This is a genomic window from Bacillus sp. AK031 (assembly GCF_053903065.1).
The window spans coordinates 1,201,948-1,226,487 of record NZ_CP096424.1; the positions used below are offsets into that span (position 1 = coordinate 1,201,948).

The following is a 24,540-nucleotide window of genomic DNA, read 5'->3' on the forward strand; positions in this document are numbered from 1 at the left end:
CAAACTGGCGTTCTCATTATTTTACTAATTTATCATATCCAAGCCATATTTTAAAAGAAGAGGCCCTTTGGAGTTAAAGGGTTTTTAACAGTATCAGTGGATTATGCTATAATGACAAAAGTTACTAAAGGAATAGGGATAATCTATATTAAATTTTCTTTTTATAAAGATAGATTAGGATTGAGGGGCGAAAACTATGAAGATTTCTACAAAGGGACGCTATGGTCTTACAATCATGATTGAGCTGGCAAAACGGCATGGAGAAGGGCCGACATCATTAAAGTCGATTGCCAAGGCTCAAAACTTATCGGAACACTATCTGGAGCAGCTTGTTGCACCTCTTCGGAATGCCGGATTGGTGAAAAGCATCAGGGGTGCCTACGGCGGGTATGTTCTTGGGAATGAGCCTTCCCAGATTACTGCCGGCGATATTATCAGGATCCTGGAAGGGCCGATTTCGCCTGTAGAAGGAATCGAAGATGAAGAACCGGCCAAGCGGGAATTATGGATGAGAATCCGTGACGCGGTTAAGGAAGTATTGGATAATACAACTATTGAAGATTTGGCAAGCTATACAGATGAAGGCGAATCAGATGCCTACATGTTTTATATTTAATGGGAGGAATGAAAATGAAGACGATTTACCTTGACCACGCGGCAACCTCCCCAATGGATCACCGCGTAGTTGATGTCATGACAGATGCTATGAAGGGGATATACGGCAACCCCTCTTCGATCCATTCTTCAGGAAGAGAAGCGAGGCATAAGCTGGACAGTGCAAGAATGGAAGCGGCCAAAAGTATCGGGGCCCATTTTAATGAAATCATTTTCACCAGCGGTGGCACAGAGGCTGATAACCTGGCCATTTCCGGTACGGCCCATGCCCTGAAACACAAAGGCAAGCACATAATTACTTCGGCTATTGAGCACCATGCTGTCCTGCATACATGCGGCCAGCTAGAGAAGGAAGGTTTTGATGTAACCTATTTGCCGGTAGATGAAAACGGGGCGGTTTCCCTTAAAGACGTGGAAGCTGCCTTAAGAGAAGACACCATTCTCGTCAGCATCATGTATGGTAATAATGAAGTAGGAACGATTCAGCCCATTTCAGAAATAGGCGAACTGCTCCGAAGCCGAAATATTCTGCTCCATACCGATGCTGTACAAGCTTACGGGATGAAAAAAATTGATGTACAAACAGAAAAAATCGACCTTCTTTCCGTTTCAGCTCATAAAATTAACGGGCCAAAAGGAACAGGCTTTCTCTATGTCCGGAAAGATGTACCTCTTGAAGCGAAAATTTTCGGGGGAGAACAAGAGAGGAAAAGACGAGCGGGGACCGAAAACCTTCCATCTCTAATTGGTATGGCTGAAGCAATCAAGCTCTCCCAGGAAGAAATGGAAGAAAAGACGGCTAAATATACTCATCTTAAAAACAAGCTGATTGAAATTTTAAAAGAAGAAAAGATTGAATTCTACTCCAACGGTACATTGGAGGATACACTTCCCCATATAGTAAATCTCAGCTTTCCCGGAACGGATGTAGAGTCTATGCTTGTTAACCTGGATCTTGCGGGCATCGCAGTGTCCAGCGGGTCTGCCTGTACGGCGGGTTCAATTGAACCTTCTCATGTCCTGCTTGCGATGTACTGCAAAGACTCAGAACGGCTGCGCAACTCAATCCGTTTCAGCTTCGGCATCAATAATACAGAAGAAGACGTGATGAAGGCCGGCAAAGAAGTTGCCAGGATAGTCAACCGCCTGAGAAAATAAGGAAAAGCTTAAATTCTTGTCACGCGGTTCACTTTGTATTAAAATCTTTCTATTGTTTTACAACATGGCTACCTGAACAGTTTATTACTGTTTTTATACAAGGCTCTGCAAATCTCTTAGCCAGAGCCTATACGAACATGAAAAGGAGGTGCCTTTCGTGAAAAAGGACCCAAAAGATACAAGAGTGGTCGTCGGCATGTCAGGAGGGGTGGATTCCTCCGTCGCAGCACTGCTGTTGAAAGAACAAGGATATGATGTCATCGGGATATTCATGAAGAACTGGGATGACACCGACGAAAATGGAGTTTGTACGGCAACCGAAGATTATGAGGATGTCATCAGAGTCTGTAACCAGATTGGAATCCCCTATTATGCCGTAAACTTTGAGAAACAGTATTGGGATAAGGTTTTCACCTATTTCCTGGATGAATATAAAGCAGGGCGGACACCGAATCCTGACGTAATGTGCAATAAAGAAATCAAGTTCAAGGCTTTCTTGGAGCATGCTTTGAAATTGGGAGCCGATTACCTGGCTACCGGCCATTATGCCCAAGTGGAATACCGTTATGGCGAGTACAAGATGCTTCGCGGGAAAGACTCCAATAAGGACCAGACTTATTTCCTCAACCAATTGGGACAAGTTCAGCTTGAAAAAGTCATGTTCCCGATCGGTTCCATCGATAAGAAAAAGGTAAGGGAAATCGCCAAAGAAGCCGGGCTTGCAACTGCGGCCAAGAAAGACAGCACAGGTATTTGCTTTATCGGCGAACGTAACTTCAAAGAGTTCTTAAGCAACTATCTTCCTGCACAGCCTGGGAATATGGAAACACTGAGCGGAGAAGTAAAAGGCAGACATGACGGGTTGATGTATTATACGATCGGCCAGCGCCAGGGACTTGGAATCGGCGGAGCAGGCGAACCGTGGTTCGTAATCGGTAAGGACCTCGATAAGAATGTTCTTTTTGTGGAGCAAGGATTTGATCATCCTGCCCTATATTCTGACTCAATTTCAGCTGTCGATATTAACTGGACCTCTGCTGCTGCCAAGCCTGAAGATTTTGAGTGCACAGCGAAGTTCCGTTATCGCCAGGAAGACCACGCAGTGAAGGTTGAACTGCTTGAGGGCGGAAACGCAAGAGTGATCTTTAAAGAACCTGTCAGGGCGGTAACACCAGGACAAGCCGTTGTCTTTTATAACGGAGATGAATGCCTTGGCGGAGGAACGATCGATGAAATTTTCAAAGATGAAAAGAAACTTGATTTCGTCGGCTGATATCAAAAGGTTAATCAGATGTATATCTGATTAACCTTTTATTTTTAGCTTGGTTTTCATAGGAAGATAAGCAGTTATGATATACTAGGGACAGAATAAGGAAGACAATCGTAAATGACATAATACATAAAACAACAAACAAGAGGTGTACAGAAATGGATAAAAATTTAAAAGGAATTCAGCTGCTTCAAGAAGGAAAAATGGAGGAAGCTGTTAAGTTTTTTACAGAGGCTATTGAAGAAAATCCAACAGATCCGGTCGCATACATAAACTTTGGGAACGTATTGCTTTCTGTGGGAGAGAACGAAAAGGCGGAGAAATTCCTGAAAAGAGCGATCTCTCTTGATTCAGAAGCCGCTTCGGCTTATTATTCACTGGGCAATCTTTATTTCAATGGAGAAAACTTTGACGCAGCAAAAGAAGCCTTCGAAACGGCGATCAAAAAAGGGTTGGAAAATGAGGATGTCTTTTTTATGCTTGGCATCTGTCTTGTGAACCTGGAGCAGCCGAAACTTGCTCTTCCATACCTGATGAGAAGTGTAGAGCTTAATGAAGAGGATACCGATGCACGCTTTCAATATGGCCTGTGCCTGGCAAAGACAGAGGCATATAAAGAAGCGATTGAACAACTCGAAATTGTAGTGGAACAAGATCCTGCTCATGCGGATGCTTATTATAATCTGGGAGTTGCCTATGCAGGGTATGCAGACGATGCAGAGAAAGCAAGGAGCTGTTTTGAGAAAGCACTTGATGTTCAGCCTGACCATATGCTTGCAGGATACGGATTGAAAATGATCGACCAGTTAAAAGAAGAGAATTAACTTAGAAACAAGGGGGTTTCTAAATGAGCAGGCAAGACTCGTTAGAACTTTTTGATGAAAATGAAATATATGTAAAAGGCAAACATCTTGTCACCATCTTTCATAATGAAAGCAATCTTTATTCTGTCATCAGAATCAGGGTCGAGAAGACGAATGCGGAGTATGAAGATAAGGAAGCAGTCATTACAGGACACTTCCCAAAGATTCATGAACAGGAAACTTATATCTTTCATGGAGCATTCAAGGATCACCCTAAGTTCGGCATGCAATTCCATGCCGAGCGCTTTAAAAAAGAAATCCCCCAGACTAAGCAAGGAATCGTCGATTACCTTTCAAGTGAGCTATTCAAAGGAATCGGCAAGAAAACCGCTGAGAAAATTGTAGAACAGCTCGGAGAAAATGCGATCAGCAAAATCCTGGAGACTCCAACCCTCCTTGATGATATTCCTAAGCTCCCACCTGATAAGGCAAAGACTCTTTATGACTCACTAGTGGAACACCAGGGGCTTGAAAGAGTGATGATCAGCCTGAATACCTTTGGGTTTGGTCCGCAAATTTCGATGAAGATTTATCAGGCATACAAGGAGCAGGCACTTGAAATACTACAAAAAAATCCGTATAAGCTGGTGGAAGATATTGAGGGGATCGGTTTCGGAAGAGCGGATGAACTCGGCAGCAAATTAGGCATTACCGGCAGCCATCCTGACCGTATCAAAGCTGCCTGCCTTTATACCCTCGAACAGAATTGCCTTCAGGAAGGCCATGTGTATCTCGAAGCAGAAACTCTGCTGACAAATGTCAAGTCCCTGCTTGAAAAGAGCCAAAGTGAAAGAATCAGTTTTGAGGATATTTCTCGAGAAGTCATTAAGCTGCAAGAAGAAGGCAAAGTCATCGGAGAAGAAAAACGGGTGTATTTGCCTTCCCTTTATTTTTCGGAAAAAGGGATTGTCACTAATATTGAAAGACTTCTTTCTCAAGACCAATACAAAGACCAGTTTCCTCAGTCTGAATTTCTTATGGCCCTTGGCGGACTCGAAGAAAGGCTCAACGTTCAGTATGCCCCGACTCAAAAGGAAGCGATTGAGACTGCGTTAATGTCGCCGATGATGCTCCTGACAGGCGGTCCGGGGACAGGGAAAACAACCGTTATCAAAGGGATCGTCGAGCTTTACGCAGAACTTCATGGATGTTCTCTCGATCCGAAGCAGTATAAAGACGAACCGTTTCCGGTCCTGTTGGCAGCTCCAACCGGGAGAGCGGCTAAAAGGATGACGGAATCGACGGGGCTTCCTGCGGGGACGATTCACCGGCTATTAGGCTGGAATGGGACAGACAGCTTTGACTATGATGAGGACAGGTCGATCCAGGGGAAGTTGTTGATTGTGGATGAAATGTCCATGGTTGATACTTGGCTTGCCCATCAGTTGTTCAAAGCCCTTCCTGATGATATCCAGGTCATCCTTGTTGGGGATGAAGACCAGCTGCCTTCTGTAGGCCCGGGACAGGTATTGAAAGACCTTTTGAAGTCTGAAGAGATACCGACAGTGCGTTTGACAGATATATACCGGCAGGAGGAGGGTTCCTCGATCATCGAAATGGCGCATGAAATGAAGGAAGGGAGGCTTCCGTCCAATCTGCTTCAGCCTCAAAGGGACCGCTCCTTTATAAAATGTACAACCTCCCAGATTGCAGAAGTTATAGAAAAAGTGGTCACCAATGCTAAGACAAAAGGTTACAGCGCAAAGGATATCCAGGTTCTCGCCCCGATGTACAGAGGTCCGGCTGGAATCGACAAGTTGAATGTCATGCTACAGGAAATCTTTAACAGCAATGATGGCTCCCGAAAAGAGATTGCCTTTGGCGATACCAAGTACCGGATTGGAGATAAAGTATTGCAGCTGGTCAATCAGCCTGAAAGCAATGTATTTAACGGGGATATCGGTGAAGTCATCTCGATTTTTTATGCAAAGGAAAATACCGAAAAACAAGATATGGTTGTCGTTTCCTTTGAAGGAAATGAAGTAACCTACACCAGACAGGAATTGAATCAAATCACGCTTGCTTACTGCTGTTCCATCCATAAATCGCAAGGAAGCGAATTTCCGATTGTCATCCTTCCCGTCGTAAAAAGTTATTTCAGGATGCTGCGGAGGAATCTGCTATATACAGCGATAACAAGAAGCAGAAACGCCTTGATTCTATGCGGGGAAGAGCAGGCACTAAAAATAGGTGTTGAAAGAGAAGAGGATGTCCAAAGGCTGACAACATTGTATGACAAGCTCAAGGGGACGAACAATCAAGAGGCAGTCCCAATTGATGAAAAGCAGCCGGAAAACAAATTTGAAGCAATGTTCCAAGCCGACCCGATGATTGGAATGGAAAACGTTACACCTTATGATTTTATGTGAAGTGGCGAACTCTATTAGTATCCGGGGACGTTAGAACCGGATATCAAAGCATGATGGCGCCGTTCTTCCTCGTATTGCAATTAATTGAATAGGCTTTAGGCAATTTGGGCATACTGCTACTGGAAAATATGGCAAAGATCTACTTTTAAAAGCAATTAAAAGCAGGCGATGCCACGGATTCAGAAGGGTGGCGGAATGTGATGAAATGCCCAAATTGTCAAAGCAAGGATATAGGCAAGATTGGAATCAACCAGTATTACTGCTGGAAATGTTTTATTGAACTTTCAATTACCAAAGGTGTCATACACACACACCAGGTCGAGGAAGATGGAACGTTAAGCTCTTTGGATGATTTATTTGACGAGGAAGACCGCCAATTAAGCTAAGAAAGAGGTGGGCTTCATGAACAAAACACTAGCCTCAATGATCGGATTTGGAGCTGGAATTGCTGCTACGGTAATGTCTCGCCGTTCAGACATGATGAGCGGGAGAAATATGAAAAAAATGCGTAAACAAATGAAAAAGATGTTTTAAGGAACAGAGGGATTTCCCTCTGTTTTTTTGTTTTCCTGCAGGCAGCCTTTTGGGTTAAAAGGGTGATGATAACAAGGGAACACACTATTATAAAAAAGAATCTGGTTAGTAATAGGGCGATTATCAAGGAAACACACTATGATAAAAAAGAATCTGGTTAGTAATAGGGCGATTATCAAGGAAACACACTATGATAAAAAAGAATCTGGTTAGTAATAGGGCGATTATCAGGGAAACACACTATTATAAAAAAGATTCACATGAGTAATAGGGTGAATAGAAAAGAAACACATCATTATAAAAATGTTTCTGGTTTATACAATATCGATTATTCGAGAATATTTACATACCCTCGCTTAAACATTAACTTAGACGGGTCTCACCCAATCAGCAACCATACCTAGAGGCGCTAACATTGAATGGTTTCCTATTTTTTGCCCACATTAAGTAATAGATGAAACCAGACGAAAGGAGAGCGGGATATGAATAACCGTCCATACGTCAAGTGGCTCTACAGGCTGTCAATCACTCTGCTTGCTGTCATCACTGTCTATGTACTCTACCTGCTCCAGCCTGTATGGAAGCCGATTTTGAATGTCCTCATACTTGTATTAATACCTTTTTTATTGGGCGGTTTTATCACCTATCTTCTTCATCCTTTAGTTGAAAAACTTTTTAAGGCAGGCATCCACAGGGGTGTCGCCATTCTTTTAATTTATATCTTTTTTTTCGGTGGCCTTGGATATGCCATTTATAAAGGAATTCCGGCCATCATCCATCAGTTGAAGGATCTCGCGGAGAATGCACCGCTTTATACAGAACAGTACCAACGCTGGCTTGACTATATCCAAAAGCAGACATCCACTTGGCCGGACGGAATACAACAGGAACTGGAGATGAGAATTGAAAAGTTTGAAGACTGGCTCAATGGCATCGTTGCAATCATCTTATCCGGTGTGCTGAAAGTAATGAACAGCATGCTGTTGTTTGCTATCGTTCCGTTCATCTCTTTTTACCTGTTAAAGGATTTTCCAAAAGTAAAGAATACGGCAAGGAGTTTGACACCAGAAAAGTGGCGCAAAAATGCTGGGAACTTTTTGAAAGACCTTGATGAATCACTTGGAGGTTATATAAGGGGACAATTACTCGTTTGCTTTCTGATCGGGTCGATTGCAGCTATCTCTCTGTGGGCGTTTGGGATGAAATACCCTTTGCTGCTCGGAATCATAATAGGCATTACCAATGTCATTCCTTATTTCGGCCCGATTTTCGGAGCCGTTCCAGCTGCCATCGTGGCCAGTACTGTTTCAACTGATATGGTCATCAAGGTAATAGTCATCGTTTTTGTCCTGCAATTTTTGGAAGGGAATGTCCTATCTCCTTTAATCGTAGGGAAAAGTCTTCATATGCATCCGCTTTTTATCATGGGAGCCCTCATCATTGGCGGAGAAGTGGGCGGAGTGCTGGGTCTGATTGTGGCTGTCCCTTTATTGGCGATGTTAAAAGTGGCCTTTCTCCATGCCCGTACTCATTTTACAGCCCATGAAAACAGTTAAATGAAAATAAATTATCGGTTTTTCCCCGGTTCAGATTGACAAATGCCAGTGATATTTCTATAATTCGACATATACAATAAAACATGATCAAATCGACGAAAGATCGAGTATGTTATAGTCCATCTGAGTGTGAAGGCACGTAAGAGAGGAATTTCCGAGGCTGAAAGAAATTCCAGATGAAGGATAACAGAACGCTAATCCAGAGTGCAGGCAAACCTGCCGTTCGCCGCGTTAAGGCTTCAGAGTGATGAATTTCCGAAAAGAAATTCATAACCAGGGTGGTACCGCGAGCAAGCTCTCGTCCCTGACCAGGGATGAGGGCTTTTTTGTATGCTTTTTTAGAAAAGTTCTCAGAATATGAAGGAGGAGAAAACAGATGAAAACATTAACAGGTGCTGAAATCAGAAGGAAATTCCTTGATTTTTTCAAGGAAAAAGGCCACAGGGTAGAACCAAGTGCATCACTCGTTCCACATGAAGATCCTTCATTGCTGTGGATCAACAGTGGTGTAGCTACATTGAAAAAATATTTTGATGGACGGGTGATTCCTGAGAATCCACGCATTGTAAATGCCCAGAAATCAATCAGGACCAATGATATTGAAAATGTTGGTAAAACAGCACGCCATCATACTTTCTTTGAAATGCTGGGGAATTTCTCCATTGGCGATTATTTCAAAGAAGAATCCATTGAGTGGGCGTGGGAATTCCTCACGGATGAACAATGGATCGGTTTTGATCCGGAGAAACTATCAGTGACAATCCATCCGGAAGATGAAGAAGCATTCGAAATCTGGAGAGACAAAATTGGTGTCCCTGCAGAGAGAATCATCCGTATTGAGGGCAACTTCTGGGATATCGGTGAAGGCCCAAGCGGACCGAACACAGAAATTTTCTATGACCGTGGATCTGAATATGGCGACAACCCTTACGACCCTGAATTATATCCTGGTGGAGAAAATGATCGTTACCTGGAAGTGTGGAACCTGGTATTTTCTGAGTTTAACCATAATCCCGACAATACTTATACACCACTTCCAAAGAAGAATATTGATACAGGAATGGGACTTGAAAGGATGGCTTGTGTCGCACAGGGCGTTCCGACTAACTTTGATACAGACCTTTTCATGCCGATCATTTCTGCTGTCGAGGAGATTGCAGGTGTGAAATACCGGGAGGATGAACAGAAGGATGTTGCATTTAAAGTCATTGCAGATCATATCCGAACTGTATCCTTTGCTGTTGGTGACGGAGCATTGCCTTCCAATGAAGGAAGAGGGTATGTACTAAGAAGACTCCTTCGACGTGCAGTAAGGTTCGCCAAACAAATCAACATCAATAAACCTTTTATGTATGATCTTGTGCCGGTGGTGGCCGAGATCATGGTTGACTTCTATCCTGAGGTGAAGGAAAAAAGTGAATTCATTCAGAAGGTTATCAAAAATGAGGAAGAGCGATTCCACGAAACGCTCAATGAAGGATTGTCGATCCTTTCTTCTGTTATCAAAAAAGAAAAAGCCGAGGGCAGCAGCCTCATCTCAGGAAAAGATGTCTTCCGTTTGTATGACACTTACGGATTCCCGGTTGAATTAACTGAGGAGTATGCTGAGGAAGAGGGCATGAAGGTAGATCAGGAAGGCTTTGAAAAAGAAATGGAACTTCAGCGTGACCGAGCACGTTCTGCCCGCCAGGATACAGGATCGATGCAGGTTCAAGGCGGTGTTCTTGGAGATATTAAAACTACAAGTGAATTCTTAGGATATGAAAGTCTTCAATCCTCCGCAAAAGTTGAAGTAATTGTATTCAATAATGAGTTGGTTGAGAGGGCTGAAGCAGGTAATGAAATACAGTTCATCCTTGACAAGACCCCATTTTATGCTGAAAGCGGCGGACAAATAGGAGATAAAGGCTTCCTGCTGGCAGATGGTGTCAAGGTTTCCGTAAAAGATGTCAAGAAGGCACCTAATGGCCAAAACCTTCACAGCGCTGTAGTTGAAGAGGGGACTTTGACGAAAGGGCAAGATGTCCAGGCTTTGGTTGACGAACAGACCCGAAGTAAAATTGTTAAAAACCATACTGCGACTCATTTGCTTCACCAGGCTCTTAAAGAAGTCCTTGGAGATCATGTCAACCAGGCAGGATCACTTGTTGAGCCTGACCGTTTGCGCTTTGACTTCTCTCACTTTGGGAGTGTAAGTGCAGAAGAAATTGAAAAAATCGAAGCGATTGTGAATAAGCAAGTATGGCACAGTACTGATGTTGATACCGAATATAAATCGCTTGCAGAAGCAAAAGAAATGGGAGCGATGGCTTTATTTGGAGAGAAATATGGAGATACTGTCCGTGTAGTCTCTATCGGGGATTTCAGTCTCGAGCTTTGCGGAGGTTGTCATGTCAGTAATACATCTTCAATCGGCCTATTCAAAATCGCAGCAGAAAGCGGCATTGGTGCAGGCACACGCAGAATTGAAGCGGTGACAGGTGAAGCAGCTTACAAACTTTTAAATGAACAAGTGGGTATACTGAAACAGGCGGCTGAAAAAATTAAATCCAATCCAAGAGAAATAGTGACACGCATTGACAGCCTGCTTGCAGAAATGAAAGATTTACAACGTGAAAATGAATCACTGACAAGCAAGTTGTCCAATATCGAAGCCGGCAGCCTGGCAGATAAAGTGAAGGAAATCGATGGAGTTCATGTTCTGTCTGCAAAAGTGGCTGGTGCAGATATGAATAACCTCAGAAATATGGTCGATGACTTGAAACAAAAACTTGGTTCTGCAGTTGTGGTACTTGGTTCAGCCCAAGGTGATAAAGTCAATATCACGGCAGGTGTAACAAGGGATCTTGTTGAAAAAGGATACCATGCAGGTAAGCTGGTTAAAGAAGTTGCAGGTATTTGCGGCGGAGGCGGCGGAGGCCGTCCGGATATGGCACAAGCAGGCGGAAAGAATCCGGAAAAATTGGATGTAGCCTTGAAGTTTGTAGAAGATTGGATCAAATCCGTTTAAATCGATACTAAAGTGGTGTACAATGAAAGTAATGAGACAGGTTTGTAAGAATACACCAAGCCTAAAGAGAGGTGCGAATTATGAGCTCTTTTGATAAAACGATGCGATTTAATTTTTCGGATGAACCATTCGAACAGGATGTAAACGAAGTTCTTCTCCAGGTTCACAACGCTCTGCAGGAAAAAGGGTACAATCCTATCAATCAGATTGTCGGCTACCTGTTATCTGGAGACCCTGCGTATATTCCAAGACATCAGGATGCACGAAACATCATCCGTCGTTTAGAACGTGATGAGATCATTGAAGTGCTGGTGAAATCATACTTGAAGCAGCATAAAGAGGGGTAAAGCATGCGGGTTATGGGACTGGACGTCGGCTCGAAAACAGTCGGCGTAGCAATAAGCGATGCAATGGGCTGGACGGCCCAGGGCATCGAAACAATCTCGATCAACGAAGAACAGTCGAAGTTCGGACTTGACCGGGTGGAAGAATTGATTAAAGAATATGAAGTAGACAAGGTCATCATTGGTTTTCCAAAGAATATGAACAATACTGTCGGCCCGCGTGGAGAAGCTTCGCAAAAATATGCCCGGCTCCTGGAGGACAAGCTTGGAGTCGCGACGATTTTGTGGGATGAACGTTTAACCACGATGGCAGCCGAAAGAATATTACTGGAAGCTGATGTAAGCAGAAAAAAACGGAAAAAAGTAATTGATAAAATGGCAGCAGCCTTTATCCTTCAAGGATATTTGGACAGCCAAAAATAAGAGGTGTATAAAATGGAACACGGCGAAAACCAAATTACAATAATTGATGAAGAAGGAAGCGAACAGCTTTGTGAGGTTCTTTTCACTTTTGAATCAGATCAATTCAACAAATCCTATGTACTTTATTACCCTGTAGGGGCAGATGAAAATGGAGATGAAGAAATTGAAATCCATGCATCTGCATTCTTACCTGGAGAAGAAGGTGAAGAAGGAGAACTTAAGCCTATCGAAACCGAAGAAGAATGGGATATGATTGAAGAAATGCTTGAAACTTTCCTTGATGAGGAAGAAGAGTAAAAGTTCGATAAATTACAGAGGACATCTGCGAATGGGAATTTGATTCCTTTTTTGCAGAATGTCCTCTTTTTTTGGTTGAAAAATGTAGTATAATGAAACAGATGCATGTCGAATATTAAGGGGGAACCCCGTTTTTGCTCGAGAGGGGGAAATATAAATGAACGAAGAAAAAAAATCCAAAAAAGAGATTCTTTTATCCAAACTAATAGAGCGAAAAGAAGAAGCAAAAGTCGTACGTAAGATAGTGGGTATCATTGTCCTTGCATTGTTCATCATCATAGGCGGAACAATCATTGGAGGATATCTGTATGTGAAATCTGCCTTGCAGCCTGTGGACTCAGATAACAATAAAGCAGTCGATGTGGAGATTCCAATCGGTTCAGGAGTCACTTCAATCGGAAATATACTTGAAGAAAACGGGATTATTAAAAATTCACTGATTTTTAAGTACTATGTAAAGTTCAACAATGAATCCGGATTTCAAGCAGGAAACTATGATCTAACTCCGGCAATGACTCTTGATGAGATCGTGACCAGCTTAAAGACTGGAAAGGTCATGAAAAAAGCGGAGTTCAAGGTCACCGTACCGGAAGGGCTTCAACTCGATCAAATTGCTGAAAGAATTGAAGAAAAGACCCCATACAGCAAAGAAGAAATCATGAAAAAGCTTGATGATAAAAGCTTTATAGAAGAGATGATCGCCAAATATCCGGACCTGCTCGTAAAAGAAGAAATATTTGCAGATGGAGTCAAGCATCCTCTTGAAGGATACCTTTATCCATCGACATATCCTTTCTATGAGGAAGAACCATCACTTGAAGCCATTATTGATAAAATGATAGCCCAGACAGGAGAAGTCCTGAATCAATACGAGACTTCCCGGATTGAACAGGATTTTACTGTTCATGAGCTTTTGACCCTTTCTTCCCTGGTAGAAGAAGAAGCGACTGAAAAAGCGGACCGCGGAAAGATTTCAAGTGTGTTCCATAACCGGTTAAAGGAAGGTATGATGCTTCAGACAGACCCAACCGTACTGTATGCTCTCGGGGAACATAAGGACAGGACAGTCTATAAAGACCTGGAAGTAGACTCTCCATATAATACTTACCAGAACACAGGGCTGACTCCAGGGCCAATAGCCAATGCTGGATTGACGTCTATAGAAGCAGCCTTGCAACCGGATGACACTGAGTATTACTACTTCCTGGCTTCGTCTGAAGGAACTGTCTATTACTCCGAAACGTTAGAAGAACATAATGAGAAAAAAGCACAATATATAACTTCTGAAGAGTAGAGGAGAAGAGGGAAGTATTAGCTTTCCTCTTTTTAATATGGTAGAATAGTACAAGTGTTTTTTAGACCATGATATAAAAAGAATTCGATATAAACTTGAGGTAGAAAGCTTGCGGGCTTTCTACTTTTATGTAGTTTTACTTGTATGTGAATGGAAAGTGAGTGACTGTTTTGGATAATGCCGTAAATGGATACATTGAGTCGTTAATTCAAGGACGAAATCCTCTTTTAACTGAAATGGAGGAATTTGCCCATAAAGAAAATGTTCCGATCATGGAGCTGCCAGGAATTGAAACATTACTGCAGGTTTTAAGAATCCAAAAACCCGCTCGGATTTTGGAAATTGGAACAGCCATTGGGTACTCAGCTTTAAGAATGACTGAAGCCCTTCCTGGAGCTGAAATTGTAACGCTGGAAAGAGATGAGCAAAGATACAATCAAGCTTTGGAATTCGTCTCCCGTTCTTCACAAAAAGACCAAGTGACAATCCTTTTTGGCGATGCTCTGGAACTGGAGAAAGAGGTTGAAGAAAAAGGTCCCTATGATGCAATCTTCATTGATGCGGCCAAAGGGCAATACAAGAAATTCTTTGATCTGTATACCCCTTTTCTGTCCAATGAGGGTGTGATTTACTCAGATAATGTTCTGTTTAAAGGAATGGTAGCTGAGGAAACTGTGGAAAATAAACGGATACGCCAAATGGTCAAAAAAATTAAGGAATACAACGATTGGCTGATGGACCACCCGGATTACCTGACAGTGATCATTCCTGTTGGGGACGGTCTGGCCGTAAGCAAAAGAAAATAATCTATATAAAATACGTCATGAGAAGCGCTGTCTCTATAGTTGACAGCCTCTGCAGCACGAACCAGGAAAGGAGATCCGCTATCCATGAAACATAAGCCAATTGTTATAGGTGTAGCAGGAGGATCGGGATCCGGAAAAACCAGTGTAACCCGTTCAATTTATGAATCATTTCAAGAACATTCAATCCTGATGATTCAACAGGACTATTATTATAAAGATCAAAGCCATTTACCTTTTGAGGAAAGGCTTAAAACCAATTATGACCATCCGCTTGCATTTGATAATGAGCTTTTAATTAAGCATTTAATGAAACTTTTGAAGAATGAAAGCATCGAAAAGCCGATCTATGATTATAAAATGCATACCCGTTCAGAAGAGACTTTGCTTGTTGAACCAAAAGATGTAATAATTTTAGAGGGAATATTGGTATTAGAAGATGAAAGATTGCGTAACTTAATGGATATTAAGCTTTACGTGGATACTGACGCAGATCTGCGGATCATCCGCCGGATGCTGAGAGATATCAAAGAGCGGGGCCGTTCAATCGATTCAGTGATCGACCAGTATATCAACGTCGTCCGTCCAATGCACAATCAGTTTATCGAACCGACTAAGCGCTATGCAGATGTTATCATCCCTGAAGGCGGCCATAATCATGTTGCGATTGATTTAATGGTAACAAAAATTCAAACAATTCTTGAACAAAAATCATTTTTGTAATACGATAGCATAGATAAAAACATACAGCATTTTCAGAAATATTCACGATCCCAAGGAATCAATCAATGCCCATATTCTTTATTAGGGAATGGATGAAAAGGTTCAAGGAATATCCTTGCCTTTTAGTCCATTCCCTGAATTGCAATGGAAGAATAAGCAGAAGAGGAAATTCCGCTGCTGTAGCGTACACACATACGTACATATGGAACCGGTGGGAGGTTCTTATACTTACTATAAGGAGTGAAGTATTTTGGCAACAGAAAAAGTATACCCAATGACTCAAGAAGGTAAGGAAAAATTAGAAAAAGAACTCGAACATTTAAAATCGGTAAAACGTAAAGAAGTTGTGGAAAGAATCAAAATCGCCCGCAGTTTCGGTGACTTATCCGAGAACTCTGAGTATGATGCTGCGAAAGATGAGCAAGCATTCGTAGAAGGCAGGATTTCCACTCTTGAAAATATGATCCGCAATGCGAAAATCATTCAAGAAGACGAAATGAACTCTGACACAGTCACACTCGGAAAGACAGTAACATTCGTTGAGCTTCCAGATGGTGAAGAAGAAACATATACAATCGTTGGAAGTGCAGAAGCGGATCCATTCGAAGGTAAAATCTCGAACGATTCACCAATCGCAAAAAGCCTGTTAGGCCATAAGGTCGGCAGTGAAGTTTCGGTTCAAACTCCAGGCGGAGAAATGAACGTGAAGATTACAGCTGTTAACTAATTTTATTTTAAAAGTGATGAAGGCTTAAGCTTTCATCACTTTTTTTGTTCAATTCTTTTCTGACCTTCTCATATGCATCCAGCATTTTAACCTCAGCAAGTATGTTTCCCGCCAAAACGTCAACACTGATTGACGAGGTGTTCTAGATGAAAAAAAAGCGAATATACTTTTTCAGCGGAATCGTTTTGCTGTTTATGCTGGGCCTTCTTCTGAGACTAATGCAACTTCAATTATTGGAAGCAGAGTCGTTCTCAAAGCATCAAATTAATCTAATCGAAAATAGCGTAAACCAAAGAACGCAGCAGCTGATCATCGATGAAGGAAGGGGAGCTTTCCTTGATAGAGCCGGAGAACCGCTCAACTATGAATCGAAGAATGTTCTGGTGCTGTTTCCATTCCTGGCACGGATTGATTGGGAGACCGCAAAAGTTGCCGATATTCTAAAAATTGATGAGAGTGAACTTCATCATGCGATAGAACAAGAAAGTGAGCCATTCGTTTATGGCGGGGATGCCCCTTACATATTAAGCGAGAACCAGATGAATGAAATAAACAATTTAAAATTAAAGGGTGTTTTCGCTTTAAAACGAAAATATTCAAAGGATGAGATCCTGGCTGAGCAGTTCATTGGGTTAACGGGTGAAAATGAAGAAAGGTTTCATGCGAGATACCCTGATAAGGTAAAAGGAGCGACCCAGAAAATCGGTATTACGGGCCTTGAGAAATCATTTGATGAATGGTTGATTGCTGAGCAGGAATCCAAATTGATTTACCATGTTGATGCAAGAGGCGGGCCGCTATTTGGGGTGGATGTGAAATACTTAGCACCTGCCAATCCATTTTATCCTTTGGATATCCAGACAACGATAGATTCAACGTTGCAAAAACAAATGGAAGAGTTGGTAGATAAGCATTCAATTTTAAAAGGAGGAGCTGTGCTTATAGATATTAAGAATGGCGATATCCTTGCAAGCGTATCAAGGCCATCCGTCCAGAAAGCCACCCCGTTTTCGGATGATGGAGCGAAAAACTTAATGGCAACGCAGATTGTCCCTGGTTCTGTATTCAAGACAGTTGTTGCTTCTGCAGCTATTGATTTAAATCTGGTAGATGAAAACACTTTGTTTTCCTGTGATGAAGATATATATGGAGAACCAGCTGCTAAACCACATGGAACTATTAATATTAAAGACAGCTTTGCCGTCAGCTGTAACCGCACATTTGCCGATATCAGCAAAGAGTTAATAGTGAACGATGAAAAGGTTTTGGACCATTATGCTGAGAGATTAGGATTGATAGGAGATATAAGCTGGGAAGGAAGCGTCTTCCATTATGAGGATTTTAAGCCTCTTTCATTGGATGAAGGCAGAATCTTTATTAATGAGGACGAAAGAAGTGATTTGAATTTTATGGCCCAAACAGGAATCGGTCAGAGAGAGGTCCGTGTAACTCCAGTAGGTGTCGCAAACATGATGGCAACGATTGCCCGAGGCGGCAAAAAGCAAAGTGTGAGAGCTGTCAGCAGTATTCAATATAAAAACGGAACACAGCTTACAGGGTTTCCAGTCCAGAAAGCAGAAGGCACGGCAGTCTCTCCCTATACAGCGATGAAAATGCAGCAATACCTGCGGAACGTGGTGGCTGGGGAAAATGGAACAGCAAGGTACTTACAGACGGCAGCTTATGAAATAGCAGGCAAAACCGGGACAGCGCAAACAGGACAACGGATTGGTGAAAAGGAACTGTATAATAAATGGTTTGCGGGTTATTTTCCTTTCGAAAATCCTCAATATGCACTCGCTGTTGTCAATATGGATGTATTTGAATATGAAGGCGGAATCTATCCGGTTTTTAAAGATATTGTAGACATGATTCATTCCCAGAATGAATCTGGTGGAGATGACTACTAGGAAAACCTCCTTATTTTTCATTAAATTTCTTTTGATGAATTTATTAGCATGGTAGAATGGGTAAAGAGAGAGAGCCTGACAAAGGTTTATAGAATTGCAGGGGAGTGTACGATTAATGGCAAAATATAATTCTCGTTTAGATAAAAGAGCAAAGAAAAAGTCCAATGTCATCCTGAACAGCCTGATTGCGGTTGTCCTTGTGTTGATCATTGCGGTAGGAGCGACGATCTTCCTTGGAAATGACACCGACCGTGCTGCAGTAGAGAATACAGATACTCAAGGTACGAATGCTGAAGTGGCTGACAGCAGCTCATCTTCTGATGAAGAGCAATCAGATACAGCTGCGACTGAAAGCACTGACAAGGAAGCAGCTGAATCTTCTGCTGGAGATAGTGAAAATGCAAACGCTGAAAATTCTTCAGCAGATGAAACGGGTGCTGATGGAGAAGATAAGCCTGTCGCTGACGGTGAAGAATTAACGGATGAGGAAAAGAAAGAAAAGGATAAAAAAACTTCTTCTGACAGTAAGAAGGTAGTTAAAGAGAGTGACGAACCAAACGTCAAGAAAGTTATCGTAGACCCAAGCTGGAAGCCGATCGGGACACAACAGACAGGAGAGCACGTCGCACAATATGAACAAGATTCTGCAGACTGGCAGGAAAAAGTGCAGGCATTGTCTTATGCAACGGGAATTCCCGAGGGCAACATGACTGTGTGGTGGCTTGAACGTAACGGAGGGCCTGACAAAGCAATCGGTACCGTAGCGCCTAAGGACCAGTCAACCACCTACCGTGTCTACTTGCAATGGGTAGACGGCAAGGGATGGAAGCCTGTAAAAATGCAAGAATTGGTTGAAAATGACAAAGATTGATGAGGTTGTTCTCAAATAACATAAGCTGATCCATACAGCGGCTGCCGCTGCCTTGGATCAGCTTGTTTTTATATCTGTTTTGCTTTGAAGTGAACCACTGCCGTATACAATCGCTGGCCTCTTTCATCCAAACTAACATTGTGTGATACAGAATGCACGGTTAACAGGATACTTTTGTTATGGCCGATTTGTTCATTGATTTTTTTCTCGAGCGTCTGTAAATCACGCGCTTCAAAAAATTCAATTTTGTCCTGGATTAAATCAAATTCTATATTCATAATTCCCTCCTGATTTATGGCTGCTCTTATTTTATCAGATAGTCTATAGACTGTTACAATAATTCTCTTCACTCATCTATTACTGCAAGGCGGTGATGTGGAAAACCGATAGCCTTTGGGGTAAAATAGCTACATACATAAAGAGTATACAATAAGGTGAAAGAAATGAGGTTATTGATATGAAAATTGCAATTATCGGAGCTATGGAAGAAGAAGTCAGGCTACTTAGGCAGAATATTGATAATGCGGCAGAAGAGGTTATCGGTGGAAGCCAATACACTTCAGGTAATATGCATGGTGTAGAGGTTGTCCTCTTGCGTTCAGGAATCGGGAAAGTAAATGCTGCAATGAGTACAGCGGTTCTGCTTGAGAGATTTAAACCAGATGTTGTCATCAATACCGGTTCTGCCGGCGGTTTTGACCCCAATTTAAACGTTGGCGATGTTGTCATTTCAACAGATGTGAGGCATCATGATGTCGATGTTACCGCGTTTGGCTATGAGTATGGACAGGTTCCCCAGCTCCCTGCAGCTTTCACTGCTGATGAAAGGTTAAAAGAGGTTGCTGCCGAAAGTGCCAAGGAAACGTCTGATGTCAAGGTTGTATCAGGCTTGATCGCTACAGGTGATTCGTTCATGAATGACCCTGCACGTGTTGAGGCGATCCGCGATAAATTTGAAAACCTGCAAGCTGTTGAAATGGAAGCTGCTGCCATTGCCCAAGTAGCACATCAATTCCAGGTGCCATTTGTGATTATCAGGTCTCTTTCAGATATTGCCGGCAAAGAATCTCATATTTCCTTCGATCAATACCTGGAAACAGCGGCAGTAAATTCTGCCAACCTGGTCATGAAAATGGTGTCCAAGCTGAAATAAAACCATAAAGATCCCTTCTTTCCACATTTGGTGAGATTTACATGAATAAAAGTCCCTTTTTCTGTGTTACAGTGGAAGTAGACTTTTTAGCGACGTAAATCATTGAAACCCAAAAGAAAGAGGGGATTTCGTTTGGAAAATATCAAAAAGATTATAAATGATAAAATCATAGATTATAAAAGATTTGCTTTTGTCCTTGTTTCATTAAGTGTATTTCTTTATCTGGGAGCTGTCCTTCCTGTGGAAGAAAAAACGCTCATGAAAACTTATGTATTAATGGGCGGAACTGTAGTCCTGCTTGCTTTCTCAGGCATGTTTTTCTATCAGGCGGCAAGGCTGAAGAAGAAGCTTTCAGACATGGATGATGAACAAGTCAAAATGTAACCAAAAAACCGGAAAGGGGCTTACCCTTTTCGGTTTTTTTTATGGTCAAATACACGTTTTGAAAATTTTTCAAAAAAAGGCAAATAAAATGGTTTACTTTTCCTGTTGAAATGGATATACTTACCTCTGTAAAGAAATAACAATCAAAAAAGGAGGTCGAATGAAATGATGATGGTAGCGAAAGCCGGACTGAAGACAATCACTGCAACTGAATATATTTTTACACATTCGATCGCCGATGGATTGATTATTTCGTAATTAAACTAATCATACCAAGCCGCGGGAGTGTGTGCATTCCTGCGGCTTTTTTGTGACTGCTGCGGGAGGTGTCTCTTCGCGGCTTTTTTTAATGGTGTTTTTTAAGGAGGTGTCAGTATGACGTTAAATATTTTATTTATGAGCATCACGGTCAGGAAAAGAATGAGGTCTAGTGAGGATTACAATCATGACTTGGTGGTTTCAAAACATTTTGAAGAAAACAGGCTAAAACAAGAATCAATGAGATTATTCTAATCAAATTGTAACCTAAGAGAATGAAGATCACTTTTAAAAGGGAGGTGTTAGTATGACGTTAAATATTTTATTCGTGAGCATTACCATACAAAAACGAATGCGTTCTATGCAGGATTACAATCATGACATGATGGTTTCCAGGCAGTTTGAAACGAACAAATTAAAGCAAGAATCAGTAAGAATATTCTAGAAATCCCATCAAATAATGTGAAGGGGAAACGACTTTAAAGGGAGGTGTTAATATGACGCTGAATATATTATTCATGAGCATCACAATCAAGAAGCGGATGCGTTCAGTAAATGAGTACAATCATGATGAGTTGGTCTCTAAGCACTTTGAAGAAAACAAATTAAAGCAAGAATCTGTCCGACTATTCTAATTGGAGCTACATGAAACTAAAACGATAATGAGAGGAGAAAAGAGTATGGTCATTTTTCAGGTGAAACGTCTAAATGCATTATGGGTGGAGAAAGACTCTGCATAACGATTTTGCAGAAACACTTTCTTACCATCGAACCAAGCAGTCTTTGCTTGAATTTAAAGCAGAAAAATATCTTGGATGGTGAGTACACATGTTTTTAAATGTCACGCTAATAACTTTAATCATAAAGAGAAAAAAGCGAAAATAAATCAAAAGGCCGGTTGAGTGGGGAAATACTCATCCGGTCTATTATTAACAGCTTAATTAGATTTTATATAGGCAAGTGATGCACTTCACAAAGTTGTCAATGATTAGTAAATAACTGTTCACTTTCTCGCCGTTGATTTGGAAATCGTTGTGATAAATTAATAGTAAGAACAAATTAAACAAAACGAATATAAAAAGGAGTGGGGAACATGTTCTCTATGATCATGGGACTATTGTTGACAACTGCTATTGGTGTCATTATTGCTGCTGAAGTAAGCGTTGACTAATTAGGTCTATATAGAAAATGGCTTAACTGAATATCTTCGGTCAATGAGAGATAATCTGGTTGCGATTGATCTCTCTTTTTTTTGCGCCTGAAAGACCTCTAAATTGAGTAGAAGAAAAAAAACAGCCTTGGAGTCAGGCTGTTTGTTTACCTTTATGAAGAAGATTGTCTTTTCTCTTTTTCTTCCCTGTAAAATTCATGGAACATTTTCATTAATGCCCGTTTCTCAATTCTGGATACATAGCTCCGTGAAATGCCCAGTTCTTTAGCGATTTCTCGTTGAGTTTTTTCTTCTTTCATATCAAGGCCAAAACGGCCGATGATGACTTCCTTCTCGCGATCATCCAATACACAAATATATTTTCGGACTTTTTCCAGCTCCATGCTCAGTTGGATTGTTTCAATGACATCATCGGCATCAGACTTTAGAATATCGATTAAACTGATTTCGTTGCCTTCTTTATCCTGCCCGATCGGGTCATGGAGGGAAACATCTTTTTTTGTTTTCTTCAGAGCCCTTAAATGCATTAATATTTCGTTCTCGATACACCTTGCTGCATAGGTAGCCAGCTTCGTACCCTTTCCTTCAGAGTAGCTTTCAATAGCTTTTATCAATCCAATCGTGCCGATTGAGATGAGGTCCTCCGGATCTTCACCGGTGTTTTCGAATTTTTTTACAATATGGGCAACAAGTCGAAGATTATGTTCAATCAAGATGTTCCTTGCATTCTCGTCCCCGTCGGCCATCTTTCGTAAGTATTTTTTTTCGTCTTGTGATGAAAGCGGCTGCGGAAAGGCATTGTTCTTTACATAAGATACTAAAAAGATCAGCTCTTTGAGAAAATAGCCTATAGCAGTTGCAATTGCGGACATACTTTCACCTCCAGTAAAGGACTTTAGCCTATATAGCATCATATGTTAAAAATGTTCTGTCCTTGCACGTCCTTTCAATTTACTTTAATAATGGTGCCCATTCTAATGTATCATCTGCCTATACACGACACGTACATTGAGCATAGGATAGATATAACAACACACTTGGGAGGGAATCATTATGGTCTATGGTTATCCATATTACTATGCACCAGTCTATCCTCGAAGTTATGGCGGTTTTTATCTAGCGCTTGCTGTTGTCCTGATTATTCTGTTGTTCCTTTTTGGCTGCTGGCGTTATTACCAATATTCTTAAATAAATGCCCAAGGTGCTTCCAAAGAGGCACCTTCTTTTATGGGTGTTAATGGAATATTTTAGCCTGCTACATCGTTATAAAATTGAGTTGCGCAGTACTAGGAAGTCAAGCCACTGCTTTTTCCATTAATGTGTTCATAGAAAACAAAAAAATCATGGACCTTTTCAGAGAAGTATATAATAATAGGTACTACTATATACTTAAGGAGCTGTGACGTTGAGAAAGCTTTTTTATCAACTTTGTATTGAATTGACCAATAAAACCTGGTCATCTGTATTGCTGCAAAAGTTTGTGCAGTCAGGACTGAGCGCAAAGTTCATCCCTTCCTATATAAAAACGTATAAAATCAACACCGAAGAAATTGAAAAAGATTACAAGGCTTACCCGAATCTTCACTCCTTTTTCATCAGAAACCTGAAAGAAGGAATGAGGAAAGTGGAAGGGGATGAAACTGAAGTGATCAGCCCGGTAGATGGAAGGCTGGCTGATAGCGGCACCATTTCAGATTCATTAAGAATGCTTGTTAAAGGAAAAGAGTATTCGGTCGAGGAAATGCTGGGAAGCAAGGAAAAAGCAAAGAAATATGCGGGTGGACAATCCCTGATTTTGTATTTGAGTCCAGCTGACTATCACCGCATACATAGTCCGGTGGATGCAGCTGTTATCGGAAGGTGGGAATTGGGCAAACATTCCTACCCGGTTAATGAAGTGGGATTGAAGCTGGGGAGAAGCACCTTGGCCAAAAATTACAGGTCCATTACCGAGGTTTCCCATCAAAGCGGCAATATGTGTCTTGTTAAGGTGGGGGCAATGTTTGTAAATTCGATAAAGTATTCAAATGAGGGAAAACAGTGGGAGAAAGGCGAAGAAATCGGCTATTTTTCATTTGGCTCGACTGTCATCCTGCTATTTGAACAAGGGCAATTCAGCTTGAATGACAAAATGGAAGTCCCTGGTTCTGTGAAAATGGGACAAGTAATTGGAAAGCTAACGAGTCAGTAAAACTCCCTTTCTGTTATAGGGAGCTTTTTTATTAATAAAAGAGCAGTCAGCTGGCTGACTGCTCCTTTGGGAATCTGGTCTATTTATGATGAAATTTTAATGCGGTATGTCAGGGACCGACGGTGAATTTCAGTTTCAATGAGGCGGATAAACTCTGGATTCAATTTCAGATCTCTCGCTTTGTAGTACGATTCAATCAACAGGTCATCAGAAAGTTTACGCACAATGTTCACCTCCAAAAGATATCATTTTTTCATTTTTTATCTCATATAGTAGTAAGTTTTAACTTTGTATACTTACTCTACCAAATTTAAACAAGCAGAACAAGCGTTCCGTTATCCACAGCTTTTGGTGGATAACTTGTGGTTAAGTTGTTTATAAAAAGGCAATATTCTTTAAAATATAGGGGGATACTGTGTATAAAGTTATCCACAAATTTACAACCCCTTCAATTTGTCGAAAAGTTTTTTATTTTTTTTTTGAATTTTCTTTGCAACAACTAATATAATAGTAATTTCTGGCCCTTTCAGTACCCAGGAGTTTTAATAACTAAAGTAGTTTTCTTGATGAAAAAGCCAATGGCTGCATGCAGACTGGCTAGAAGTATGTAACGTTC

General features: G+C 41.4%; 28 protein-coding genes. 25 read left to right on the forward strand and 3 right to left on the reverse strand.

What is annotated here, in order from left to right; all coding sequences use genetic code 11:
* Nucleotides 1-196 precede the first annotated feature (196 nt).
* From cymR to M1E09_RS06025, 18 genes are all read left to right on the forward strand, one after another.
* The gene (cymR, locus tag M1E09_RS05940; RefSeq protein ID WP_409251471.1) at nucleotides 197-616 is read left to right on the forward strand and encodes a cysteine metabolism transcriptional regulator CymR; all 420 of its coding nucleotides are present in this window, start codon (nucleotides 197-199) and stop codon (nucleotides 614-616) included.
* A gap of 14 nt (nucleotides 617-630) precedes the next feature.
* Nucleotides 631-1,773: a cysteine desulfurase family protein gene (locus M1E09_RS05945; protein ID WP_456273930.1), complete on the forward strand. Its 1,143-nt coding sequence runs from the start codon at nucleotides 631-633 to the stop codon at nucleotides 1,771-1,773.
* 157 nt (nucleotides 1,774-1,930) lie between these two features.
* Nucleotides 1,931-3,046 (forward strand): tRNA 2-thiouridine(34) synthase MnmA, encoded by a 1,116-nt coding sequence (gene mnmA / locus M1E09_RS05950; RefSeq protein WP_456273931.1) that lies wholly within the window; start codon nucleotides 1,931-1,933, stop codon nucleotides 3,044-3,046.
* Nucleotides 3,047-3,201: 155 nt separating this feature from the next.
* Nucleotides 3,202-3,867 carry a tetratricopeptide repeat protein gene (locus M1E09_RS05955; RefSeq protein WP_456273932.1) on the forward strand — a complete coding sequence of 222 codons (666 nt, stop codon included), beginning with the start codon at nucleotides 3,202-3,204 and terminating at the stop codon, nucleotides 3,865-3,867.
* A 23-nt stretch (nucleotides 3,868-3,890) separates the two neighbouring features.
* Nucleotides 3,891-6,275: an SF1B family DNA helicase RecD2 gene (gene recD2, locus M1E09_RS05960; RefSeq protein WP_456273933.1), complete on the forward strand. Its 2,385-nt coding sequence runs from the start codon at nucleotides 3,891-3,893 to the stop codon at nucleotides 6,273-6,275.
* A gap of 197 nt (nucleotides 6,276-6,472) precedes the next feature.
* Complete coding sequence (locus M1E09_RS05965) at nucleotides 6,473-6,661, forward strand: hypothetical protein (RefSeq protein ID WP_148937764.1); 189 nt, start codon at nucleotides 6,473-6,475, stop codon at nucleotides 6,659-6,661.
* Between the two features lie 16 nt (nucleotides 6,662-6,677).
* Nucleotides 6,678-6,809, forward strand: coding sequence for a DUF3918 family protein (locus M1E09_RS05970; protein WP_456273934.1), 132 nt, complete (start codon nucleotides 6,678-6,680; stop codon nucleotides 6,807-6,809).
* A 482-nt stretch (nucleotides 6,810-7,291) separates the two neighbouring features.
* The gene (locus tag M1E09_RS05975) at nucleotides 7,292-8,365 is read left to right on the forward strand and encodes an AI-2E family transporter (RefSeq protein ID WP_456273935.1); all 1,074 of its coding nucleotides are present in this window, start codon (nucleotides 7,292-7,294) and stop codon (nucleotides 8,363-8,365) included.
* Between the two features lie 376 nt (nucleotides 8,366-8,741).
* Nucleotides 8,742-11,375, forward strand: a complete 2,634-nt coding sequence (gene alaS / locus M1E09_RS05980; RefSeq protein ID WP_456273936.1) for an alanine--tRNA ligase — start codon at nucleotides 8,742-8,744, stop codon at nucleotides 11,373-11,375.
* Between the two features lie 80 nt (nucleotides 11,376-11,455).
* Nucleotides 11,456-11,722 (forward strand): IreB family regulatory phosphoprotein, encoded by a 267-nt coding sequence (locus M1E09_RS05985; RefSeq protein ID WP_409251462.1) that lies wholly within the window; start codon nucleotides 11,456-11,458, stop codon nucleotides 11,720-11,722.
* Between the two features lie 3 nt (nucleotides 11,723-11,725).
* A complete protein-coding gene (ruvX, locus tag M1E09_RS05990; protein ID WP_456273937.1) occupies nucleotides 11,726-12,142 on the forward strand; it encodes a Holliday junction resolvase RuvX in 417 nt (138 codons plus the stop codon).
* Between the two features lie 12 nt (nucleotides 12,143-12,154).
* Nucleotides 12,155-12,439, forward strand: a complete 285-nt coding sequence (locus M1E09_RS05995; RefSeq protein WP_456273938.1) for a DUF1292 domain-containing protein — start codon at nucleotides 12,155-12,157, stop codon at nucleotides 12,437-12,439.
* A gap of 157 nt (nucleotides 12,440-12,596) precedes the next feature.
* Nucleotides 12,597-13,733, forward strand: a complete 1,137-nt coding sequence (gene mltG / locus M1E09_RS06000) for an endolytic transglycosylase MltG (protein WP_456273939.1) — start codon at nucleotides 12,597-12,599, stop codon at nucleotides 13,731-13,733.
* A 170-nt stretch (nucleotides 13,734-13,903) separates the two neighbouring features.
* Nucleotides 13,904-14,539, forward strand: coding sequence for an O-methyltransferase (locus tag M1E09_RS06005; RefSeq protein ID WP_456273940.1), 636 nt, complete (start codon nucleotides 13,904-13,906; stop codon nucleotides 14,537-14,539).
* An 84-nt stretch (nucleotides 14,540-14,623) separates the two neighbouring features.
* Nucleotides 14,624-15,259 (forward strand): uridine kinase, encoded by a 636-nt coding sequence (gene udk / locus M1E09_RS06010; protein WP_456273941.1) that lies wholly within the window; start codon nucleotides 14,624-14,626, stop codon nucleotides 15,257-15,259.
* 250 nt (nucleotides 15,260-15,509) lie between these two features.
* Nucleotides 15,510-15,986, forward strand: a complete 477-nt coding sequence (gene greA / locus M1E09_RS06015; RefSeq protein WP_456273943.1) for a transcription elongation factor GreA — start codon at nucleotides 15,510-15,512, stop codon at nucleotides 15,984-15,986.
* A gap of 146 nt (nucleotides 15,987-16,132) precedes the next feature.
* Complete coding sequence (locus M1E09_RS06020; protein WP_456273944.1) at nucleotides 16,133-17,896, forward strand: peptidoglycan D,D-transpeptidase FtsI family protein; 1,764 nt, start codon at nucleotides 16,133-16,135, stop codon at nucleotides 17,894-17,896.
* A gap of 115 nt (nucleotides 17,897-18,011) precedes the next feature.
* Nucleotides 18,012-18,767 carry a DUF1510 family protein gene (locus M1E09_RS06025; protein WP_456273945.1) on the forward strand — a complete coding sequence of 252 codons (756 nt, stop codon included), beginning with the start codon at nucleotides 18,012-18,014 and terminating at the stop codon, nucleotides 18,765-18,767.
* Nucleotides 18,768-18,835: 68 nt separating this feature from the next.
* Here M1E09_RS06025 and M1E09_RS06030 read toward each other — a convergent pair whose 3' ends face one another.
* Complete coding sequence (locus M1E09_RS06030; RefSeq protein ID WP_456273946.1) at nucleotides 18,836-19,045, reverse strand: YrzA family protein; 210 nt, start codon at nucleotides 19,043-19,045, stop codon at nucleotides 18,836-18,838.
* 179 nt (nucleotides 19,046-19,224) lie between these two features.
* Here M1E09_RS06030 and mtnN point away from each other — a divergent pair, with 179 nt between their 5' ends.
* The 5 genes from mtnN (at nucleotide 19,225) to M1E09_RS06055 (ending at nucleotide 21,197) form a co-directional block, all read left to right on the forward strand.
* Nucleotides 19,225-19,920: a 5'-methylthioadenosine/S-adenosylhomocysteine nucleosidase gene (mtnN, locus tag M1E09_RS06035; RefSeq protein ID WP_456273948.1), complete on the forward strand. Its 696-nt coding sequence runs from the start codon at nucleotides 19,225-19,227 to the stop codon at nucleotides 19,918-19,920.
* Nucleotides 19,921-20,052: 132 nt separating this feature from the next.
* A complete protein-coding gene (locus M1E09_RS06040; protein ID WP_456273949.1) occupies nucleotides 20,053-20,304 on the forward strand; it encodes a YrhC family protein in 252 nt (83 codons plus the stop codon).
* A 375-nt stretch (nucleotides 20,305-20,679) separates the two neighbouring features.
* A complete protein-coding gene (locus M1E09_RS06045; RefSeq protein WP_456273950.1) occupies nucleotides 20,680-20,817 on the forward strand; it encodes a YrzI family small protein in 138 nt (45 codons plus the stop codon).
* A 52-nt stretch (nucleotides 20,818-20,869) separates the two neighbouring features.
* Complete coding sequence (locus M1E09_RS06050; RefSeq protein ID WP_456273951.1) at nucleotides 20,870-21,007, forward strand: YrzI family small protein; 138 nt, start codon at nucleotides 20,870-20,872, stop codon at nucleotides 21,005-21,007.
* 52 nt (nucleotides 21,008-21,059) lie between these two features.
* On the forward strand, nucleotides 21,060-21,197 hold the full coding sequence (locus M1E09_RS06055) for a YrzI family small protein (RefSeq protein ID WP_456273952.1): 138 nt from the start codon (nucleotides 21,060-21,062) through the stop codon (nucleotides 21,195-21,197).
* A 688-nt stretch (nucleotides 21,198-21,885) separates the two neighbouring features.
* Here M1E09_RS06055 and sigK read toward each other — a convergent pair.
* Nucleotides 21,886-22,605 (reverse strand): RNA polymerase sporulation sigma factor SigK, encoded by a 720-nt coding sequence (sigK, locus tag M1E09_RS06060; protein WP_456273953.1) that lies wholly within the window; start codon nucleotides 22,603-22,605, stop codon nucleotides 21,886-21,888.
* 181 nt (nucleotides 22,606-22,786) lie between these two features.
* On the opposite strand from sigK, the gene M1E09_RS06065 reads away from it, so the two are divergent.
* A complete protein-coding gene (locus M1E09_RS06065) occupies nucleotides 22,787-22,921 on the forward strand; it encodes a hypothetical protein (RefSeq protein WP_456273954.1) in 135 nt (44 codons plus the stop codon).
* Between the two features lie 217 nt (nucleotides 22,922-23,138).
* Nucleotides 23,139-23,924, forward strand: a complete 786-nt coding sequence (locus M1E09_RS06070) for a phosphatidylserine decarboxylase (protein ID WP_456273955.1) — start codon at nucleotides 23,139-23,141, stop codon at nucleotides 23,922-23,924.
* A gap of 83 nt (nucleotides 23,925-24,007) precedes the next feature.
* On the opposite strand, the gene sda is transcribed toward M1E09_RS06070, so the two are convergent.
* Nucleotides 24,008-24,148, reverse strand: coding sequence for a sporulation histidine kinase inhibitor Sda (gene sda, locus M1E09_RS06075; RefSeq protein WP_456273956.1), 141 nt, complete (start codon nucleotides 24,146-24,148; stop codon nucleotides 24,008-24,010).
* Between the last annotated feature and the right edge of the window lie 392 nt (nucleotides 24,149-24,540).

Bases quoted from the DNA above. Each gene is read 5' to 3' on its own strand.
- ruvX (WP_456273937.1), top strand. From the start codon at position 11,726: ATGCGGGTTATGGGACTGGACGTCGGCTCGAAAACAGTCGGCGTAGCA.
- alaS (WP_456273936.1), top strand. From the start codon at position 8,742: ATGAAAACATTAACAGGTGCTGAAATCAGAAGGAAATTCCTTGATTTT.
- M1E09_RS05985 (WP_409251462.1), top strand. From the start codon at position 11,456: ATGAGCTCTTTTGATAAAACGATGCGATTTAATTTTTCGGATGAACCA.
- M1E09_RS06065 (WP_456273954.1), top strand. From the start codon at position 22,787: ATGGTCTATGGTTATCCATATTACTATGCACCAGTCTATCCTCGAAGT.
- M1E09_RS06025 (WP_456273945.1), top strand. From the start codon at position 18,012: ATGGCAAAATATAATTCTCGTTTAGATAAAAGAGCAAAGAAAAAGTCC.
- M1E09_RS05995 (WP_456273938.1), top strand. From the start codon at position 12,155: ATGGAACACGGCGAAAACCAAATTACAATAATTGATGAAGAAGGAAGC.
- M1E09_RS06050 (WP_456273951.1), top strand. From the start codon at position 20,870: ATGACGTTAAATATTTTATTCGTGAGCATTACCATACAAAAACGAATG.
- M1E09_RS06055 (WP_456273952.1), top strand. From the start codon at position 21,060: ATGACGCTGAATATATTATTCATGAGCATCACAATCAAGAAGCGGATG.
- M1E09_RS06030 (WP_456273946.1), bottom strand. From the start codon at position 19,045: ATGAATATAGAATTTGATTTAATCCAGGACAAAATTGAATTTTTTGAA.
- sigK (WP_456273953.1), bottom strand. From the start codon at position 22,605: ATGTCCGCAATTGCAACTGCTATAGGCTATTTTCTCAAAGAGCTGATC.
- cymR (WP_409251471.1), top strand. From the start codon at position 197: ATGAAGATTTCTACAAAGGGACGCTATGGTCTTACAATCATGATTGAG.
- M1E09_RS05970 (WP_456273934.1), top strand. From the start codon at position 6,678: ATGAACAAAACACTAGCCTCAATGATCGGATTTGGAGCTGGAATTGCT.
- mtnN (WP_456273948.1), top strand. From the start codon at position 19,225: ATGAAAATTGCAATTATCGGAGCTATGGAAGAAGAAGTCAGGCTACTT.
- M1E09_RS05955 (WP_456273932.1), top strand. From the start codon at position 3,202: ATGGATAAAAATTTAAAAGGAATTCAGCTGCTTCAAGAAGGAAAAATG.
- M1E09_RS05975 (WP_456273935.1), top strand. From the start codon at position 7,292: ATGAATAACCGTCCATACGTCAAGTGGCTCTACAGGCTGTCAATCACT.
- recD2 (WP_456273933.1), top strand. From the start codon at position 3,891: ATGAGCAGGCAAGACTCGTTAGAACTTTTTGATGAAAATGAAATATAT.
- M1E09_RS06020 (WP_456273944.1), top strand. From the start codon at position 16,133: ATGAAAAAAAAGCGAATATACTTTTTCAGCGGAATCGTTTTGCTGTTT.
- M1E09_RS06045 (WP_456273950.1), top strand. From the start codon at position 20,680: ATGACGTTAAATATTTTATTTATGAGCATCACGGTCAGGAAAAGAATG.
- mltG (WP_456273939.1), top strand. From the start codon at position 12,597: ATGAACGAAGAAAAAAAATCCAAAAAAGAGATTCTTTTATCCAAACTA.
- udk (WP_456273941.1), top strand. From the start codon at position 14,624: ATGAAACATAAGCCAATTGTTATAGGTGTAGCAGGAGGATCGGGATCC.
- M1E09_RS05945 (WP_456273930.1), top strand. From the start codon at position 631: ATGAAGACGATTTACCTTGACCACGCGGCAACCTCCCCAATGGATCAC.